Annotated in this window: 21 protein-coding genes; 13 read left to right on the forward strand and 8 right to left on the reverse strand. The window is 43.7% G+C overall.

The genetic code is table 11. The annotated features are described in order from the left end of the window. The first annotated feature begins 56 nt into the window (after positions 1–56). The 5 genes from ACPUEK_RS07165 to ACPUEK_RS07185 all read left to right on the forward strand — a co-directional run bounded on the left by ACPUEK_RS07165 (position 57) and on the right by ACPUEK_RS07185 (position 4,467). Positions 57–677, forward strand: coding sequence for an L-threonylcarbamoyladenylate synthase (locus tag ACPUEK_RS07165; RefSeq protein WP_067099674.1), 621 nt, complete (start codon positions 57–59; stop codon positions 675–677). A gap of 139 nt (positions 678–816) precedes the next feature. After that, complete coding sequence (rluB, locus tag ACPUEK_RS07170; RefSeq protein WP_067030670.1) at positions 817–1,734, forward strand: 23S rRNA pseudouridine(2605) synthase RluB; 918 nt, start codon at positions 817–819, stop codon at positions 1,732–1,734. 16 nt (positions 1,735–1,750) lie between these two features. Beyond that, the gene (locus ACPUEK_RS07175; protein WP_083202951.1) at positions 1,751–2,212 is read left to right on the forward strand and encodes a DUF1499 domain-containing protein; all 462 of its coding nucleotides are present in this window, start codon (positions 1,751–1,753) and stop codon (positions 2,210–2,212) included. 42 nt (positions 2,213–2,254) lie between these two features. After that, entirely contained in the window at positions 2,255–2,974 is a 720-nt protein-coding gene (locus ACPUEK_RS07180; protein WP_067030664.1) for a response regulator, read from the forward strand. A gap of 5 nt (positions 2,975–2,979) precedes the next feature. Further along, positions 2,980–4,467, forward strand: a complete 1,488-nt coding sequence (locus ACPUEK_RS07185; RefSeq protein ID WP_425642789.1) for an ATP-binding protein — start codon at positions 2,980–2,982, stop codon at positions 4,465–4,467. A 25-nt stretch (positions 4,468–4,492) separates the two neighbouring features. On the opposite strand, the gene ACPUEK_RS07190 is transcribed toward ACPUEK_RS07185, so the two are convergent. Next, on the reverse strand, positions 4,493–5,419 hold the full coding sequence (locus ACPUEK_RS07190; protein ID WP_269448114.1) for a LysR family transcriptional regulator: 927 nt from the start codon (positions 5,417–5,419) through the stop codon (positions 4,493–4,495). Between the two features lie 92 nt (positions 5,420–5,511). Next, on the reverse strand, positions 5,512–6,417 hold the full coding sequence (gene argF, locus ACPUEK_RS07195) for an ornithine carbamoyltransferase (protein WP_067030661.1): 906 nt from the start codon (positions 6,415–6,417) through the stop codon (positions 5,512–5,514). Between the two features lie 201 nt (positions 6,418–6,618). Between argF and grxD the strand changes: the two genes are divergently transcribed. Further along, the gene (grxD, locus tag ACPUEK_RS07200) at positions 6,619–6,948 is read left to right on the forward strand and encodes a Grx4 family monothiol glutaredoxin (RefSeq protein WP_067031427.1); all 330 of its coding nucleotides are present in this window, start codon (positions 6,619–6,621) and stop codon (positions 6,946–6,948) included. An 88-nt stretch (positions 6,949–7,036) separates the two neighbouring features. On the opposite strand, the gene ACPUEK_RS07205 is transcribed toward grxD, so the two are convergent. Continuing rightward, positions 7,037–7,990, reverse strand: a complete 954-nt coding sequence (locus ACPUEK_RS07205; RefSeq protein WP_067030658.1) for a LysR family transcriptional regulator — start codon at positions 7,988–7,990, stop codon at positions 7,037–7,039. Positions 7,991–8,128: 138 nt separating this feature from the next. Beyond that, entirely contained in the window at positions 8,129–9,133 is a 1,005-nt protein-coding gene (locus tag ACPUEK_RS07210) for a 2-hydroxyacid dehydrogenase (RefSeq protein WP_067223807.1), read from the reverse strand. 339 nt (positions 9,134–9,472) lie between these two features. Here ACPUEK_RS07210 and ACPUEK_RS07215 point away from each other — a divergent pair, with 339 nt between their 5' ends. Further along, complete coding sequence (locus ACPUEK_RS07215) at positions 9,473–9,682, forward strand: cold-shock protein (RefSeq protein WP_067030652.1); 210 nt, start codon at positions 9,473–9,475, stop codon at positions 9,680–9,682. Between the two features lie 69 nt (positions 9,683–9,751). On the opposite strand, the gene ACPUEK_RS07220 is transcribed toward ACPUEK_RS07215, so the two are convergent. Next, the gene (locus ACPUEK_RS07220; RefSeq protein ID WP_417504630.1) at positions 9,752–10,510 is read right to left on the reverse strand and encodes a sulfite exporter TauE/SafE family protein; all 759 of its coding nucleotides are present in this window, start codon (positions 10,508–10,510) and stop codon (positions 9,752–9,754) included. A gap of 465 nt (positions 10,511–10,975) precedes the next feature. Here ACPUEK_RS07220 and ACPUEK_RS07225 point away from each other — a divergent pair, with 465 nt between their 5' ends. From ACPUEK_RS07225 to ACPUEK_RS07235, 3 genes are all read left to right on the forward strand, one after another. Next, positions 10,976–11,932 (forward strand): porin, encoded by a 957-nt coding sequence (locus ACPUEK_RS07225; protein WP_425642790.1) that lies wholly within the window; start codon positions 10,976–10,978, stop codon positions 11,930–11,932. Positions 11,933–12,152: 220 nt separating this feature from the next. Continuing rightward, entirely contained in the window at positions 12,153–12,794 is a 642-nt protein-coding gene (locus ACPUEK_RS07230) for a cupin domain-containing protein (protein WP_425642791.1), read from the forward strand. Between the two features lie 11 nt (positions 12,795–12,805). Next, positions 12,806–13,507 (forward strand): fumarylacetoacetate hydrolase family protein, encoded by a 702-nt coding sequence (locus ACPUEK_RS07235; RefSeq protein ID WP_425642792.1) that lies wholly within the window; start codon positions 12,806–12,808, stop codon positions 13,505–13,507. On the opposite strand, the gene ACPUEK_RS07240 is transcribed toward ACPUEK_RS07235, so the two are convergent. Further along, a complete protein-coding gene (locus tag ACPUEK_RS07240; RefSeq protein WP_425642793.1) occupies positions 13,504–14,013 on the reverse strand; it encodes a tRNA-uridine aminocarboxypropyltransferase in 510 nt (169 codons plus the stop codon). The genes ACPUEK_RS07235 and ACPUEK_RS07240 overlap by 4 nt on opposite strands. 44 nt (positions 14,014–14,057) lie before the next feature. Continuing rightward, positions 14,058–15,269, reverse strand: a complete 1,212-nt coding sequence (locus tag ACPUEK_RS07245; protein ID WP_156489106.1) for an ammonium transporter — start codon at positions 15,267–15,269, stop codon at positions 14,058–14,060. A 479-nt stretch (positions 15,270–15,748) separates the two neighbouring features. On the opposite strand from ACPUEK_RS07245, the gene ACPUEK_RS07250 reads away from it, so the two are divergent. Then, entirely contained in the window at positions 15,749–15,961 is a 213-nt protein-coding gene (locus ACPUEK_RS07250) for a cold-shock protein (RefSeq protein WP_067031424.1), read from the forward strand. Positions 15,962–16,025: 64 nt separating this feature from the next. Here ACPUEK_RS07250 and ACPUEK_RS07255 read toward each other — a convergent pair whose 3' ends face one another. Then, the gene (locus ACPUEK_RS07255) at positions 16,026–16,871 is read right to left on the reverse strand and encodes an outer membrane protein assembly factor BamD (protein ID WP_425642794.1); all 846 of its coding nucleotides are present in this window, start codon (positions 16,869–16,871) and stop codon (positions 16,026–16,028) included. Positions 16,872–16,978: 107 nt separating this feature from the next. On the opposite strand from ACPUEK_RS07255, the gene rluD reads away from it, so the two are divergent. Both rluD and pgeF read left to right on the forward strand, forming a co-directional pair. After that, a complete protein-coding gene (gene rluD, locus ACPUEK_RS07260) occupies positions 16,979–17,956 on the forward strand; it encodes a 23S rRNA pseudouridine(1911/1915/1917) synthase RluD (RefSeq protein ID WP_067030627.1) in 978 nt (325 codons plus the stop codon). Positions 17,957–18,016: 60 nt separating this feature from the next. Further along, positions 18,017–18,748, forward strand: a complete 732-nt coding sequence (pgeF, locus tag ACPUEK_RS07265; RefSeq protein WP_425642795.1) for a peptidoglycan editing factor PgeF — start codon at positions 18,017–18,019, stop codon at positions 18,746–18,748. Positions 18,749–18,830 lie beyond the last annotated feature (82 nt).

Here is an 18,830-nt window from a genome sequence, read left to right on the forward strand (position 1 = left end):
GTTTTACCATGTTTTGATGAGTAAGCCTCTACAAGAGGAGAAATGGAGAAAGTATCTTGAGTCAATTTTTTCAGATTCACCCAGAAAACCCTCAGGCGCGCTTAGTTAAACAGGCCGCGCAAGTCATTCGTGACGGTGGTGTGATTGCCTATCCAACCGATTGCGGCTATTCCCTAGGTTGTCATATTGGTGATAAAGCCGCATTAGAGAAAATTCGTACAATTCGCCGTTTAGACGATAAGCATAATTTCACGTTGGTTTGTCGAGATTTATCTGAAATATCGACATACGCGCGTTTTGATAATTCGTTATATCGACTGCTAAAGCACCATACACCTGGTCCATACACGTTTATCTTTAACGCGACGTCAGAAGTGCCTCGTCGCTTAATGCACCCTAAACGTAAAACGATTGGCATTCGTGTGCCAGACAATAAAATCGTTCAGGCTTTATTGGAAGAATTGGGTGAGCCGATAATGAGTGCATCCTTGATTCTTCCTGGTGAAACGGATCCTATGATGGATCCTTATGATATTCGTGACACGCTACAGCATCAGTTAGATCTAGTGATCGACGGTGGCTTCTGCGGTATGCAGCCAACCACGGTCATTGCGATGATTACCGAGGCTGTTGAAGTGCTTCGAGTCGGTGCAGGTGACCCTACACCATTTGAGTAAAAACAGTTGTTTGCATGCTATCAACTGAGACTTGATGTGACTATAATGCAAGTAGCGTTTGTCAAGCACTAAAAGCCTTGGCGCATTTAAGAATTCAACATAAAAGGGTTGCTGCGAAGCATTCCCGAAAGAGGTCGTAATGGACGAAAAATTACAGAAAGTGTTGGCGAGGGCAGGTACAGGATCTCGTCGTGAAATGGAAAACCGTATTCGCGAAGGTCGAGTGACTGTCAATGGCACTGTTGCAAAACTCGGTGACCGTGTTCGCCCTACTGATACTATTGAGCTGAATGGCTTTGAAGTAAAGACCAGCGCGTCAAGTGATGTTGATCGCCGTGTCATTATTTACAACAAGCCTGAAGGTGAAGTATGTACGCGTAAAGACCCTGAAGGTCGCCCAACTGTTTTCGATCGGTTGCCGAAGTTACGCGGTAGCCGTTGGATTGCCGTAGGCCGTCTAGACATCAATACCTCTGGTTTGTTGTTGTTCACGACCGATGGCGAATTGGCTAATCGCTTGATGCACCCATCGACCGAAGTCGATCGCGAGTATTTGGTTCGAGTGATGGGAACGGTAACGGAAGAGCATATCTCCAACCTTAAGAAGGGGGTCTTGCTTGAAGATGGTATAGCTCAGTTTACCGACGTCGTAGATGGCGGTGGTGAAGGTATTAACCATTGGTTCTATGTTTGTTTAATGGAAGGCCGTAACCGTGAAGTGCGCCGTCTATGGGAATCGCAAGGTGTTAAGGTAAACCGCTTGAAACGCGTTCGCTTTGGCCCTGTTTTCTTACCCTCGAAAGCAAAAGTAGGTCGTTGGGTAGAAATGGACGAAACTGATGTCAGCGCATTATGCGAAATCGTTGGCTTAGAACATAAGCTTACGGGTCTTAAGAGTCAGCAAGAGAAACACGATCGTCGTCGTCAAAGTGGTGCTCGTGTTACGGGAAGTGTTGCTAAAGCCAAAGCTCGAGATAAAGGCTTTGATTGGCAAGCTTCTGAGAAAAAGCAGCCAGAATTTAAACCGCGTCGCCCAGGGCAGCGGTCGTTTAGATAAAAGAAGGTAGGATGTTATGAGCATGGTGCGATGGATTTTAGTCGTTGTCATTGCAATGCTAATCGGATTTTTTGTTTATGTAGACATGAACAATGGAGTACCCGAAAACTTGGGGGTTAATGACGGACTGTTAGCGCCATGCCCAGACATGCCCAATTGTGTTTCTTCTCAAGCCTCAGTAGATGATGCTCAACATTTTGTTGAGCCAATTATTTACCGTTCAAATGTCAAAGATGCCCAGCTTACGATTGAGAAATCGTTGTTAGAAGATGGTCGTGCGCGTTTGATTGAGAGTCGTCTTGGTTATTCACACTTTGAGGTCTCTAGTGATTTCTTTGGTTTCAAAGATGACCTTGAAGTGTATTTTCCTGAAGCAGATAGTGTTATGCACATACGATCAGCTTCACGCGTTGGTTATGATGACCTAAATGTTAATCGTGAACGTGTTAGACAAATTCGAGATCTTTTAGTAGATTGATCTAGAAGGCTTTATTTAATATCAAATGGACGAGGATAGACTATGAGCGCGAATGAACCCCAATCAATTTTGATTGTTGAAGATGATGAGCGCCTTGCTACGCTTACCCAAGAATATCTACAAAAGAATGGCTTCAATGTAGATGTAGAGCCTGATGGTCGAAATGCCATCGCTCGTATCGTTGATGAACAACCTTCTTTGGTCATTCTTGACTTGATGCTTCCAGGTGCCGATGGTTTTACTGTATGTCGTAGTGTTCGCAACGAGTACCACGGTCCAATCCTAATGTTGACAGCACGCAGTGACGATGTTGATCAAATACTTGGCTTAGAAATTGGTGCAGACGATTATGTTTCAAAGCCTGCTAAGCCACGCGTTTTACTGGCTCGAGTACAATCGTTATTACGTCGTAGTACGCAAGACATTGACTTGTCAGCTGGGAGCTCTGACGTTGAGCAAACCTTAGAATTTGGTAGGCTAGTGATCGATAACTCTCGACGTGAAGCATGGCGAGAAGGCGAAGAGATAGAGTTAACGAGTGCTGAGTTTGACCTGTTATGGCTACTTGCTAGTAACGCTGGTCGAATTTTGAGCCGTGAAGAAATTTTCAGTGAGCTTCGTGGTATTGAGTACGATGGTCAGGATCGTTCTGTCGACGTACGTATTTCCCGTATCCGCTCGAAAATTGGTGATGATCCAATTCACCCGCGTCGAATTAAAACGATTCGTAGTAAAGGCTACCTATTCGTTAAAGAGGTATAAGCGTTATGCGAAGCGATATGTGGCGTCTCTATCGACATATTTTGATCGGAGGCATCATAATATCGCTGCTTTGTTACGGCGTTATTGAGTGGCTTGAACACCGTTATCATGAGCATCAGCAAGAGCACTTCTTACTGCTAGACGCAGAGTTATCTGCACAACTGTTTGATCAAAGCTTACTGACAATTGAGCAAATTAATGAGCGCTCAGCCTTTTTATGGCAATCCGAAGTGTCTCCCCATGTAAGCACAAACCTGAATATTTCTTTCACTCACGATGATTTAACTCAAGTCACCTTCAGTAGTAACAACACGTTAATAACTGGCGTTTTACAAGACTCCCGTACGTATCCATTGCTGTATATTCTTCGTAACTTTCTGGCGATGTCTTCGCTTTCGGTGACTGATAAACTGACCATTTTAAGAAGCCTTTCAGGCATTGAGCTTGAGCAAACTTCTGAGTCTGTCTGGATGCCAACATCTATTGAATTTGAAGTGGGTTCTGAACTCGGTGTTTTATGGCAACCTCCAGAAAGTGAAACGCGCTGGCGCATTGCCATTGAAGAAGCTGAAACCATACCGTTAAGTTTTGCCGTGCTATTACTGATTGTCGCATCTATTGCGGCTTTATTGGTGATAGTGTGGATTGAGTTTTTGCATCTAGATCGTAAACGAGCCCATTTTGAAACGGTGATGCGCCAGATTGCACGCGGGCGCGGTACGCTGCCCCAAGGTGTTGTCGACAGTTCTGGGACGCTTAAAGAATTGGCGTACTCTTTTGATTCTATGTCAACGCATATTCAGCGGTTGCTTAAAGTTCAGCGCGAGATGATTAATGCTATTTCCCATGAGCTCAGAACGCCTATAGCGCGATTGCGCTTTGGCTTGGAGGTTCTCAAGGACGATGTAGATGATCAACTTGAGCAATCTATCAGTGCGCTAGAATTTGATGTAGAAGAGCTTAATACATTGGTTGATGAAGTTTTAACGTATGGCAAGCTTGAAGAGGGTACGTTAGCACTGAACTTTGAAAAGATCAGTATCAAGCAAATTCTCGAAGGTATTGTTGATCACAACCAAGCATTGCTACAAAAACTTGATGTCAATGTAAACGTGATTGGCGATGACATCGTCAATGCAGATTCTCATCATTTACACCGAGCGTTACAAAACTTAATCTTAAACGCATCGAAATATGCGAATTCAAGTATAGCGATTACTTTTACGGAAGATACTGAACGTTGGCAGGTTGATATTGAAGACGATGGCCCTGGGATTCCTGTTGAAGATCGAGATAAGGTTTTTATTCCGTTTCAACGATTGGATAATTCCCGTACTCGTGCATCCGGTGGCTATGGCTTAGGTTTAGCAATCGTTCAGCGTATCGCCTTCTGGCATGGTGGCGCCGTGTTAGTTGAGGAGTCGGAAACGCTAGGCGGTGCTAAGTTCAGTCTGATTTGGTCACGCAGCCAGCACCAAAATAGTTTAAGTTAGGTCTGGCTGGGTGTGTTGCTTGCCTTTATAGATCGGGTGATAAAATACCACGAAGATTTTTGAAACACGTTTTAGATGCGGTCGTTATTAAGTCATCCATATAGGCATTTTCGCGCTGATCCTTGCGTATCGCCAGATACAGTTTACACCAAACGCCTTCTTCCCCTAGAGACTTAGTGATCGCATATTGCCTGTTTGTGTACTCCGTTAAAGCCCAATTGGGCAAACAGCACACCCCTCGACCACTTGCCACCAATTGCATCATCATTAATGTCAGTTCGCTGTGGCGTATTTTTGCGGGCGCTACTCCGGCAGGCGTTAAGAAGTGCTTAAAAATGTCTAGACGCTCCGATTCTACAGGGTAAGTAATCAGCGTTTCATTTTTAAAGTCTTCTGGCACCAAGAACTCTTTCTTTGCCAAAGGGTGGTGTCGTGACAAAGCCACCTGAGACTCGTATTGAAATAATGGGATGTATTCGATATTGGGCAGTTCTTGAGGATCGGATGTCACAACTAGATCTAAATCGCCGCGCGCCAAAGCGGGTAGCGGCATAAAGCTAAAGGCAGTAGATAGATCTAATTCAACATCTGGCCAATGTTCACGGAAATGATCAATCGTGGGCATCAGCCATTCATAGCAGCTATGACACTCGATTGCGATGTGCAAACGACCACTTTCACCTTCGGCGAAACGTTGAATATCACGTTGTGCAGATCGAAAGGCTAACAGCACATCATCTGCGAGTTGTAATAAGCGTAAGCCAGCGCTAGTGAATCGCACAGGCTTGGTTTTACGGATGAATAGGGGGCAGCCTAGTTTTTCTTCTAGGTCTTTAAGTTGGTGAGACAGGGCAGACTGTGTCAGATGTACGCGTTCAGCCGCTTCTACAAGGCTTCCGGTTTCTCTTAATGCTGTCAGAGTTTTTAGATGCCTAACTTCAATAATGCTCATAGTAATCTCGAGTTTTTGAGTTTTATTCAGCTTGTAACGTATAAAAAAGGCTCGTGTCAGATCTTTCTAACCACGAGCCTTACGAGATTGTCTTAGTTACGGATCAAAAATTCAAGTAGAGCTTTCTGAGCGTGCAGGCGGTTTTCCGCTTCATCCCAAACAACTGAGTCAGGATGATCAATGACTTCGGTGGTTACTTCTTCGCCACGATGAGCAGGTAAGCAGTGCATAAACAGGGCATCTGACTTAGCCAAGGCCATAAGTTCTTGATTGACTTGGAAGCCGTCAAAATCACGCATACGTTGTTCTTGTTCGTCTTCTTGACCCATTGACGCAAACACGTCTGTTACCACTAAGTCAGCGTCTTGTACGGCATCTTGCACGATATTCGTCACCGAGACGCAGTGTTTATTTTCAGTCAGTATTTGTTCGTTTGGCTCGTAGCCTTTAGGGCACGCAACGACTAACTGGAAGCCAAGCAAATCGGCTGCGTTCATGTAGGAATGACACATGTTATTGCCATCGCCAACCCAGACAACCTTCTTACCTTCAATGGAGCCTCGATGCTCTAAGTAAGTTTGCATATCTGCTAAGAGCTGACAGGGGTGGTAATCGTCAGTCAATGCATTGATGACAGGGACTCGAGAGTTTGCAGCAAAAGTTTCTACCATAGCGTGATCAAAAGTACGGATCATGATTGCATCAACCATACTTGAAATAACGCGTGCGCTGTCTTCAACTGGCTCACCACGACCAAGTTGGGTATCTCGTGGCGATAAGAACAAAGCATGCCCGCCAAACTGCGCCATACCTGCTTCAAAAGAGACTCGGGTTCGCGTCGATGATTTTTCAAAAATCATCGCTAGAACCTTGTTCTTCAAAGGTTGGTATTGCGTACCTTCATGGTGCATCTTTTTAAGTTCTATAGCACGTGAAAGTAGTTGCTTTAGCTCTTCAGACGACAAGTCTTTTAGAGTCAAAAAATGTCTCGGCGACACGACGTTGCTCCTGTCAAAATTCAACCAATAATTAGGGAATCCGCCAATTTAATACACTGATCGCGTGGAGTAAAGGGGCTTTTATCAAAGCTTTTGCTATAAATAGGGTTGTAAAAAAAGTAAACATCCCCATACTTCACTGCAAATGCATCTAATTACAAAGTCGCAGATCATAGCGACAGATAAGTGAGGTTAGCGATCGTGAGTAGTACAATTGAAAAAATCCAAGAGCAAATAAACGGCAATCCAATTTTGCTTTACATGAAAGGCACGCCTCGTATGCCTCAGTGTGGTTTTTCAGCACAGACTGTGCAGGCGTTGATGGCATGTGGCGAGCGTTTTGCGTTTGTTAATATCCTTGAAAATCCTGATATTCGCGCTGAATTACCCAAGTTTGCAAACTGGCCTACTTTCCCTCAGTTGTGGGTGAAAGGCGAGCTTGTTGGTGGTTGTGATATCGTTGTTGAAATGGCAACAAATGGCGAGCTTCAAACACTTATCAAAGAAGCGGCGCCTCAAGAAGAAGAGTAAGTTTTACTTTTGTGATTGTGTTGTAAAAAAACGCGCTGATAAAGCGCGTTTTTTTATGTCAACATATAACCGCAGTCGCGGATTGATATTAACTGTAACTCTGTGACTTGAGTTCATTAGCGAGCTCTATGACCTGCTTTCGGAACCAAATATGGCTGGCATCATGATGTAACAGAGGACTCCAAATCATTTTTAGCTCAATAGGCGGAATGGCAAATGGAGGTTCTAGGATGACAAGGTTTGGGTTGTTTCGGTTAATCAAAGCCACTTTACGAGGTAGTGTTGCAATTAGGTCTTGCTCCAGCGCTAAGTGCATAGCGGTATGGTAACTGCGTGTGAATACTCGAATGGTGCGTTTACGGCCTTGTCTTTGCAGCGCTTCGTCTACCCAGCCTAGCTTCTGAACATCGGTAGGATCCATACCCACACCGACACCAAACCCAGTTTTGCTGACCCAAATATGTTGCGCTTCTAGATACGTTTCAAGTGCGAAGTTTTTAGCGATCGGATTATCTGCAGCCATCATGCACACAAACGTATCAAGCCAGACACTTTTTTCGTGGAATGACTGTGGGAGTTCTTCAAAGCGGTTGATTGCCATATCTATTTTTCCCGCTTCAACATCATGGAAAGTGACATCACTAGGGGTCATAATATCAATGGTGATGCCTGGCGCATTTTCGCGAAGCCTTGTAAGAAGGCGCGGAATGACTGTAGAGGCGGCGTAATCGCTGGCCATAATACGAAAGACCCGAGTTGAGGTTTTCTCATTAAAATCGGCTTCGGGCTGCAGCGCTTCTTCTAGCTCAAGCAACACCTTTCGAACAATCGGCTGTAAACGCAGGGCTTTCTCAGTCGGTTTCATACCTTCACTGGTACGAACAAGTAAAGGGTCGCCTAATAAATCGCGTAAGCGTTTCAGGCCATTACTCATCGCCGGCTGGGTAATATTTAGCTTATTAGCCGAGCGCGTCACGTTGCATTCTCTTAGTAAAACATCTAAGTAGATAAGCAAGTTTAGATCAATTTTATTGATATTCATTAGTGTTATGAAGGCCAAGTTTTTAATAATCAATGGTGATTAATTGTAGGCTTGTATTCATAAAGTACAACCCCTTTCTCAATGCGGTAGCGTCCAAGAAAGGGGTCTGACGATTAAGTGTTAGTGCTATATGTTTCGTTAGTGTATTGCGGTGAGTTCTCGTTGGTAGTCTTCAGGTGAGCTTTTTAACTGGATAAGGTTTGCGAGCGTTGTATCAGCGATATGATGTAAAGCGATGTCGGTAAAGTAACCTTGATGCCCAGTGACGACGACGTTTGGAAAGGTCAGTAACAGCTGAAAAACACTGTCATAAATAATGTGATCAGACATGTCTTCAAAGAAGATTTTGCCTTCCTGTTCATAGACATCTAGGCCTAAATAGCCAATTTTTTCACTGTATAATCCATCAATTGCTTCTTGAGCATTAACCAATGCGCCACGACTTGTATTGATGATCATCACGCCTTTTTTCATTTTTTCAATCGAAGACTTATTTATTAAGTGATGAGTGGAGGCATTTAAAGGGCAGTGCAGACTGATAATGTCGCTTTTGGCATACAGCGTTTCTAGGTCAACGTATTCGGCACCCTGTGATACTAATGGTTCGTTGGGGACTAAGTCGTAGCATAATACTCGACAGCCGAACCCGTTCATAATGCGGCAAAATGCTTGTCCGATTCTTCCTGTGCCAATACAGCCAACCGTTTTACCTTCTAGGTTGAACCCCATTAATCCCTCTAATGCAAAGTTACCCTCTTTTACCCGATGGTAAGCGCGATGGGTTTTTCTATTAAGGGCCATGATTAATGCTAGCGCGTGTTCTGCTACGGATGTAGGGCTATAATCAGGCACATGAAAGACAGAAATGTCACAAGCCTTTGCACAGTATAAATCTACATTATTGTAGCCAGCACAGCGCATGGCGATGGCCTTAATGCCAAAGCTTGCTAGTTGCTCTAGAACAGGGCGGCTTAAGTCGTCATTCACAAAGCAAGAAACCGCGTCATAGCCTTTTGTGAGAGAGACTGTTTCAGGGCTTAAGCGGCTTTCAAAATAGACTAATTCAATGTCTGCAGCCGTCTCGGAGGCTGCTTCTAAGGTGCGTTTATCGTAAGGTTTGCAAGAGAAAACAGCGACTTTCATAAGGCCCTCCTAGGGAGCGTATGGAGCTAGTAATATAGTTTGATTTACTGGAAATGGTATAAGTGATTTGTAGGTTATTGATTTATCTCAATTATTAACCTAGTTCGACGTAATTTACCTGAAGAAGCTGTTACAAAAAAATCTGCGTATTTCGTTGACCAAGTTTATAAAACAATCTTACAATCGAGGTGTTTAAATAATTGGCGCTATTTATGTACAGTGTCGCTTGCGACCGAATACGGTTTTGTCCTGTTTTGTCATAAGTAATACCGAGTTTTTTAAGCACTACCGGCTACAGCAATGTGGCTTTAATAAACTTATTTCAAACAGGAATACATCATGTCAGACTCAGTTACTGGTACAGTTAAATTTTTCAACGAAACTAAAGGTTTTGGCTTCATTACTCAAGAATCAGGCCCAGATGTGTTTGTTCACTTCTCTGCAATTGACGTTGCTGGCTTCAAAACGCTTGCTGAAGGTCAAAAAGTTGAGTTTCAAGTAGCTCAAGGCAAAAAAGGCCCAGAAGCTCAAAACGTTAAACCTCTATAATTTTAGAGTATATCGTTTCTGAGAAGGCAGCCCTAAGGCTGCCTTTTTTCGTTTGTCGTGCAGTAGGTGTCAGCTGAAATACGCCGCTATACTTCCAATGACTGTCATAAAGAATAAGAACCATTTTAGATGTTCGGCTTTTGCTTTGATGGCAAATCGAACCGCAATGATAGAACCAACCATTGTGCCCGAGGCTAGTATGAGTCCAGGTACCCACCAAACCTGGTCATTCCATATAAATACCGCTAAGGCGAGCGCGGTAAAACCAATCGTGCATACCATTTTTAGAGCATTGGTTCTGACTAAGTCATATCTAAGTGTTCCTGCAAGAGCGGCGATTAAGACAAATCCGACCCCCGCCTGAACAAATCCGCCATAGATGCCAGCAACAAACAATGCAAGCCAAGCACTCGGTTTTTCTGACACTTTAAAAGGAATGGTGCCCTCAGGTGCGGCAATGACGCTGGGTCTAACAAGCATGACAACAGTCATGGATATCATCGTTGTCAGGAGTAATGGTTTTAAAATGGACTCTGGCGCATAAGATGCTAATAGAGCGCCGAGTAAGCCCCCTAAAAGCGTTGGCATTAAAACAGGTACGATATCCGCTTTTTCTACCTTTCCTGCCTTATGAAACCCCTTTACGCCGACGATACCCTGCAAGATCACACCAACTCGGTTGGTTGCGTTGGCGATGTCGGCTGGCATCCCCATTACCATTAAAGCAGGAATGGTTAGATTGGAGCCGCCTCCAGCTAATGTGTTAATAATGCCTGCTAAAAAACCGGTCACAACAAGTAAAACAGCGTAAAAGAAATTTACATCCACTAGATTGGCTCCTTATTTTTTCTATAGACTAACAAACTTACAGGTTGAGTTTGCAGGAAATATGAGCGTTTATTTGTTCGATGACCATATTTGGTGCGGTTATGTGGCATTAAATGTGTATGAAATGATTTTTAATGCTATTTTATGATAACTTTTGGTTATTTCTATGGTTTTAATATCATATTAATTGCTTTAAATCGTATCTTTAGTGACCTGTTTAAAAAAATGATGCTGCGATACTTTCTTTTAAGTATTTGATTTAAAAATACAAAAAATTAATTCAGGTATTCCTTGGTTATGCAAATTTTAAGATTGAGAATAAAAATGACACGCATGGTGAATAGAGAGTGCAAGTATGTTGCTTAGTATTGATTAAATGTGAATGAATATTAGAGTGTCGGTAAGTGGCTTGCACAGTTCGAGCGCTGTACATAATAAGTGAATCAACAGAAAGGAAACCGATTTATGAAAAAGACTCTTGTAGCTATCGCAGTTTCAAGTGCCGCATTAACGTCAATGTCTTCATTTGCAGCTGAAGATACGGTTAATTTCGACGTTTACGGTAACATTCAACTAGCTTACATTGACTCTGACGCTTCTAACACAAGCGAGATCAAAGATAATGGTTCTACTTTTGGCTTCCAAGGCAGCACAGCGATCAACGATGATCTAACTGGCTTCTTTAAATACGAGCTTGAAGCCGATGCAGATGAAAAAACAAGCGACATCGCTGTAAACCTTGACCAAGCGTACGTAGGTCTACAAGGTGGTTTCGGTAAAGTTCAAGTTGGCTCTTTTGATACTATCTACAACAACGCAATTCAAGACACTTACGACCAATTTGAAGCGCTTGGTGTTCACACAGCAACAACAACAAAAGAAGGCGACACAATCGCTTACTTCTCTCCATCTTTCGGTGGTTTTGAGTTCCAAGCTTCTGCAGCAATTAAAGATTCAGCAGAAGACAATGCCCCAGAATCTGAAGATGGTACAGCTGCAAATGTAGTTCTTAAGTACTCTGTTGATGCTCTTACAGTTGCTGTTGGTTACGATGATGGTAAAAATACTGGTGATGGTGAATCAAGCACAACTGGTTTAAACGTAACTTATCAAGTAACTCCAGCTTTGTCTGTGGGTGCTCAATACGAAGAAGTTGAAGACTTCTCAAGCGCATTTGGTCTAGCTGCTCGCTTTAACTATGGTTCTGGTGATGTATACACAACAATCCAAAATGTAGACCTTGATGACGAAGTTAATGGTATTAGCGACTACAATGTTTATGGTGTAGGTGTTACATACAATCTAGCATCTAACATGTATGTATACGCTGAATACGGTCAAAACGCTGGCTTCGATGAAAATGATGCGGTAGTGCGTGATGATGACAAAACAACTGCAGTAGGTGCAACTTACCTATTCTAATCCTTTAGTGGATTACGTTTACTCTAAGGCTCCCTATCGGGAGCCTTATGTTAAATGTGATCATTCAAGGTTCCATACGTCCTTTTTCGTTCGGCGATAGACTGACTGGAACATTTAAGCATTAGGTTTCGATCTAGTGCTTTTTTTTGCATAAAATTTGCCTTGTCAGTCACTCTGTCGCTAGACTAGTTAGTCTATTATTTAATCAGGCGCATGGCTTATGTTGAATATGGATTTTACTGTTCCAGTGTTAATGAAAATTGACGATCTTGAGTGGTGCTCAAGTCCGATGCCTGGCGTCGAGCGTAAGCCTCTTGCACGTGAAGATGCAGAAAGAGGGCATGCGACCAGTATTGTTCGTTACGCACCTGGCTCTGTATTTAGAGCGCATCCACATCCGCTTGGTGAAGAAATTCTGGTACTTGATGGGGTGTTTTGTGATGAAACGGGCCATTATCCTGCTGGTACATACTTTCGAAATCCCCCTGGTTCGAGTCATGCGCCTTTTAGCTCTGAAGGCTGTACTTTATTTGTAAAGTTACATCAGTTTTCACCCTTAGATAACAAGCAAGTGGTTATTAGGTCAGACACATTAAAGTGTTTAAAATATACTCAGCCTTACTGTTTACATGAATATCAAAATGAAAGAGTCTATCTACTTTATGCCCGAGAGGGTGATGATATGTCAGCTCTTTTTCCGGACATGGTTAATGGCGTCGAAATTTTAATCGTCGACGGACTGATATCCTACGAAGGAGATGATCTACCTGCATTAAGCTGGTTCAGAGTGCCTTATGTGGATTTTGAGCAGTTAGTCGTTAGCCGTGACAGTTTGCTGTGGATTAAGAGTGGACACTTTTAAAAGGAATCAAAATGTCGTTGTATGCAATCTCTCCTGTAGAGGAAGTTACGTTACCTATTATCGGTCGAGAAGAACTTTTCCCTGTTCGTAGAGTGTATTGTGTCGGCCGAAATTATGCGGCTCATGCACGAGAAATGGGTGATGATCCTAATCGAGATTTGCCGTTCTTTTTTTGTAAAGATCGTAGTTGTGTTCAACTGGTTACATTAAACGGTGTAACGCCGTTACCTTACCCTGATGCGACAGAGCGCTTTGAGTACGAAGTGGAGTTGGTGATAGCGTTGTCTCAAGGTGGTCGTAATTTAACGTTAGACGAAGCGCAGGCAGCGGTATATGGCTACGGTGTTGGCTTGGATATGACGCGACGAGATTTACAGAGCTTAGCTAAGCAGAAAGGCCGCCCATGGGAAGCCGGTAAGGCATTTGAATTCAGTGCGCCCATGACGCCGATTGTTCCGCGAGGGGCGGCACCAGTATTAGAAGCAGGAAAAATAGAGTTATCAGTGAATGGTGAAGTGAAGCAAAGCAGTAACCTGACGCATCTGACGTGGGGGATTGCGGAAGTGATCGTTAAGCTTTCTGAGCAGTTTGAGTTGTATCCAGGAGATTTAATAATGACTGGAACGCCTGAAAATGTAGGCCCCGTTGTCATCGGAGACACGATTGAGGCGTTGGTTGAAGGGGTTGCAGAATTCAAGATGGAAGTAGTTTAAACAACGGTGTTAAAAGCTTCAAAAGCTGACTTAAGCAGGGCTACTTGGTCTGTTAGCCTCTGTTTTTGCAATAAATAAATGGCGGTTTCTGCGGTGCAGAGGCCGCTTTTTTGTTGGTTTTTACGGCGTACATAACGAGAAACTTGTCCAGTTATCTCGTAGGTTGCGTAGTTATGCAGGTAGGGAGTGCGGTTGTACATTTTTCGAGCTTGCTGCCATGTACCATCTAAAATAATGACGTGGTCTACCGCTTCAATAGACACACTTAAAGTAGCGTTCTTTTCTAAAGACAGTGCTGTGGGATAGATGACGAGAGTGCTCTCTTGGGGAAGATTTGCTAGAACCTTTGAGGGCTCATTGCGCTGCCATACGATGAGGCTGCAATGATCGGGCAAATGTTTACAGATAAGCTGCCCCGTACCATTGGCTTTTTTCAGCTCTTCAGAATGTGTTAATAGCCAAATATGCATAGGAAGTATAGAGTAGCCATGAATGGACTTTATCATAGCAAATGAAGGTCGGGGCGCCTATAGCACCCCGATTTCACGGGTCATTCTTTTCCTGTAGAACCGATTCTATGGATACTTAAATCGGCACCATTGAATTCATCTTCTTCAGTTAAACGTAAGCCTGAGATGGCTTTTGTTGCGCCATATACCGCGAAGCCTCCAACTAAAGCGATCGCTATACCTGCAAGTGTTCCGACCAGCTGTGCCATAAAGCTTACACCACCAAGTCCACCGAAAGACGTGCTACCAAAAATACCAGCCGCGATGGCTCCCCATGACCCACATACGCCGTGAAGAGGCCATACCCCTAAAACATCATCAACAGAATGTAGTTTCTGCTGGATCCAAGTAAACAAAACAGTGAACAGTGCACCCGCCACGGCTCCAGTCGCTAAAGCGCCAATTGGATGCATGATATCGGAGCCTGCACATACTGCGACAAGTCCGGCTAATGGACCGTTATGAATAAAGCCTGGGTCATTCTTGCCAATAAGCATCGCCGTAATGACGCCGCCGACCATCGCCATTAATGAGTTGACGGCCACCAGCCCGCTAACCCCATCTAAGGTTTGAGCAGACATAACATTAAAGCCAAACCAGCCAATACATAAAATCCAAGCGCCTAATGCAAGGAATGGAATATTTGAGGGGGCGAAAGCAACTAAACGGCCTTGGCGAAAACGTCCGTTACGGGTGCCAAGTAAAATAACCGCTGCCAGTGCGACCCAACCGCCTACACCGTGCACCACGATAGAACCGGCAAAATCATGAAATGCAGCCCCAAAAGTACTTTCTAGCCAGCCTTGGAAGCCATAGTTACCGTTCCAGATAATCCCTTCAAAGAAAGGATAAACGATACCAACAATAAAAGCCGCTGATATGAGCATTGGATAGAATTTGGCGCGTTCAGCGACTCCGCCAGAGATAATCGCGGGTATTGCGGCAGCAAAGGTCATTAGAAAGAAAAACTTCACTAACTCATAGCCATTGTTTTGCGATAAAACTACGGCACTATCAAAGAAGGTAACGCCATAGGCAATTTGATAACCGATAAAGAAATAGACGAGAGCAGAAACCGCAAAATCGGTCATGATTTTCACTAAAGCGTTTACTTGGTTTTTGTGGCGAACGGTACCTACTTCTAAGAATGCAAATCCTGCGTGCATGGCAAAAACCATGATGGCGCCGAGTAATATAAATAAGGTGTTTGAGCTGGAAACTAATGTTTCTACTGCACTGTTAATGTGTTCCACATGCACTCCTGAATGAAAATTTTGCACCAATATGGTGTTATTTGTTTTTATATGCCTTCTTATGGTTCATTGAAGGTATGTTTTGAGGCATCCATTCCTTAGTTGGTTTGGTGTTAAGCAATATATGTGCCTGATGTGCTTTTTTTTGGTGCTTTGTATTATGTTGGTGCTTTGGTGGGACTTATTTTGGTGCTGGCTATTTCAGAGCGTCCTGCGATAGGTTTCAAACAATTGTCATGAAGCGGAGCTAGTATGCTGGCGATATAAGAGTTGATAAAGGTAGGCTCTAATGTGCACTTTTTGTGTGAATTTAGGGTTTATATTTTTTTCCAGTCGACTTATTATCGAAGTGTCGCTGTTTAAAAATAACTCTAATGAAAAGGGATTTAGGCAGCGCAAAGGAACACAGTCTTGTGTAAAACAAGATGAAAAGTTTAACAAGCTACCGCTTATCGGTAGTCAGCGTAAAAGAGGTTGTTATGTCAGATCAATTGGTATCCGGTATCGTGAAATGGTTCAACGATGAGAAAGGATTTGGTTTTATCGAGCGTGATGGTGGTGCAGATGTGTTCGTTCATTTTCGCGCGATTAACGGTACTGGTCGCCGTACTTTGCAGGAAGGTCAAAAAGTAACCTTTGAAGTCACTCAAGGTCAAAAAGGCCCTCAAGCTGAAAATGTCACGATTGTGTGATCTGGCATAGAAATGAAAAAAGCCAAGCATTTGCTTGGCTTTTTTGGCTATGTTGTTCTTAAGATTACTCAATTAACCCTAAGCTTACCCAGTAAAGCGTGTCTGGGTCTGCTTCACGCGGTAACTTGAAAGGTATGAACTTTTTATCTTTAGTTAGATATTCGCTGTTTGGGAAACTATTGGCTAACACGGATAAATTTTGTTTTGCTTCATCGTACAGTCCTAGATCCATGTAAGCTTGAATAGTAACCGCTAATGCTTCCTCGACTGCTGGCGTGGAAGGGTAGCTTTGTACAACTTCTTGGCCGCGGCGTAATGCCGACATAGGCGCTTTGCGTTTGAAGTAATAATGCGCAATGGAGACTTCATGTTCGGCGATTAGATTACGCAAATACACCATGCGTGCTTTCGCATCTGGTGCAAACTCACTGTATGGATAGCGACGTAAAAAGTCTGCAAACTCACTAAACGCTTTGTCGAACTCCGTGGTATCTCGTTCGGCAGGATTTAAGTCCAAATAGCGGCCTAAAAACGTTTCGGCACCTTTGTAAGTTGACAGGCCTCGCATATAGTATGCGTAATCAATGGCATGATTGTCAGGATAGTTTTTGATAAAACGGTCTGCAGTGGCGTGCGCAGCAGCAAAATTTCCCGCTTCAAACTGAGCGTAGATTAAATCTAAACGTGCTGGAACTGAGTATTCGCCAAAAGGATAGCGCGTTTCAAGTTCTTTCAGTTGCTCTGCCGCAGTCGTCGGAAGATTATTATCCAGCGCCTCTTGAGCAAGACGGAAATACTCTTTCTCCGGTAAATCAGGTTCTACGGTTGGTTGATTGGCTGAACAGGCCGTCAATGCGGTGTAAAAGCCAGCAATTGTCAGAATTCGTGACAATGTCTTATTAAATCCCATGTATAATACAACCCTAGTAAAAGAGGCATAGCATTTTAAAAGATTGCTATGCAGTTGGCATATTTCGCGTCACGATGACGCAGCATCGAGCATAGAAAGTTTATTGTATGGCAGAGCGCATTGTAAAAGAAGCCCAAGTTGCATTGGATTTCTCAGGACAGCGATTTGATCAAATTGCTACCGAATTATTTTCAGATTACTCACGTTCTCGAATCCAAAGTTGGATCAAAGATGGGGTACTTCTGGTTGATGGTAAACAGACTAAGCCAAAAGAGAAACTCTTTGGTGGTGAGAAAATCACATTAAGTGTGGAATTGGAAGAGCAGGTTGTGCATGACGCTCAAGAAATCCCACTAAACATCGTTTATGAAGACGATGATATTTTAATTATCAACAAGCCTGCAGGGATTGTTGTACATCCAGCGGCGGGTCATCACGACGGTACATTGCTGAATGCTATTTTGCATCATGCTCCGGAAACGGCCACTGTGCCTCGAGCAGGTATTGTGCATCGTCTTGATAAAGAAACCACTGGTTTGATGGTAGTAGCGAAAACACTTCAGGCACAAACGGATCTCGTTGCTCAGTTACAAGACCGAAGCATGGGGCGGGAATATGAAGCCATCGCTATCGGTGCTATGACAGGTGGTGGCGCAGTTGATGAGCCTATCGGTCGTCATCCGCATAATCGTCAAAAAATGGCGGTCGAGCCTGTGAATGGTAAAGAGGCGATCACCCATTACCGCCTTGTTAAACGCTATAATAATCACACGCATATTCGTTTAAAGCTAGAAACGGGCCGTACGCATCAAATTCGTGTACACATGGCTTTCATTCAATATCCGCTGGTAGGTGATCCGCAGTACGCTGGGCGTTTGAAAATGCCGAAGGGCTGTTCTCCTGAACTTCAGGATGCGCTGAGAGGTTTTCGTCGACAGGCTTTGCATGCGAAAAAGCTTGAGCTGGCGCATCCTGCTACAGGTCAGTGGATGGAGTGGGAAGTGGATTTGCCAGAAGACATGCTTGAGTTAATAGAAGTGCTTGAGGCAGATTTGCATAACGGCGGTGAAAACCACTACATGTAACCCGATCCTATAACATTCTAAAGGCAGCGCTAAGCTGCCTTTTTCTTAGGTGGAAATAATATGGACTCAATCATTACCCCTAATTGGCCAGTGCCGAGTAACATCAAAGCGTTTGTATCCACTCGTATTGGTGGTGTCAGTCAGCAGCCTTATGACAGCTTTAATATGGGAGCGCACGTTGGTGATGTGTCCCAAGACGTTACGAGCAATCGTCTTTTGCTAAAAACATTGGCGTGTTATCCCGGCGAGATTCAATGGCTTAACCAAACTCACAGTACCTCTGTTCTAGAGCTTCCTTCCTCGAAACAAGATCGTAATGCTGATGCGTGTTACACGGATCAAGCGAATACCGTCTGCGCAGTGTTAACGGCAGATTGCTTACCTGTTTTGTTTTGTGATCCTAATACATTACAAGTGGCTGCGGCTCATGCAGGCTGGCGTGGCTTGTGCGATGGTGTATTGGAAGAGACGCTGAAGGTGTTTTCCAATCCTCAAGATGTCGTGGTTTGGTTTGGGCCTGCTATTGGTCCGGATGCATTTGAGGTTGGCCCAGAGGTTCGCAGTGCGTTCATGGCTGTTGATCCTGCGGCGGAACAGGCTTTTAAGCGCAGTGGTCATGATGGAAAGTGGTTGGGTGATCTATATGCGATCGCTCGGCAACGTTTGTCGAGTCAAGGCTGTTGCAATATATACGGGGGGGATTTTTGTACCTTCAGCGATGTCGAGCGTTTTTATTCCTATCGCAGAGACGGTGTTACTGGGCGAATGGCCTCACTTATTTGGCAAGAATGATGACGAGTGTCAAAAAAATGACACTGTGCCATTGAAAAGCAAAATACTGATCTTATAAAGCAATCAGAAGCTAAATTTTGTT

The sequence above is a fragment of the Marinomonas gallaica genome (assembly GCF_049821165.1).
Lineage (GTDB): Bacteria > Pseudomonadota > Gammaproteobacteria > Pseudomonadales > Marinomonadaceae > Marinomonas > Marinomonas gallaica.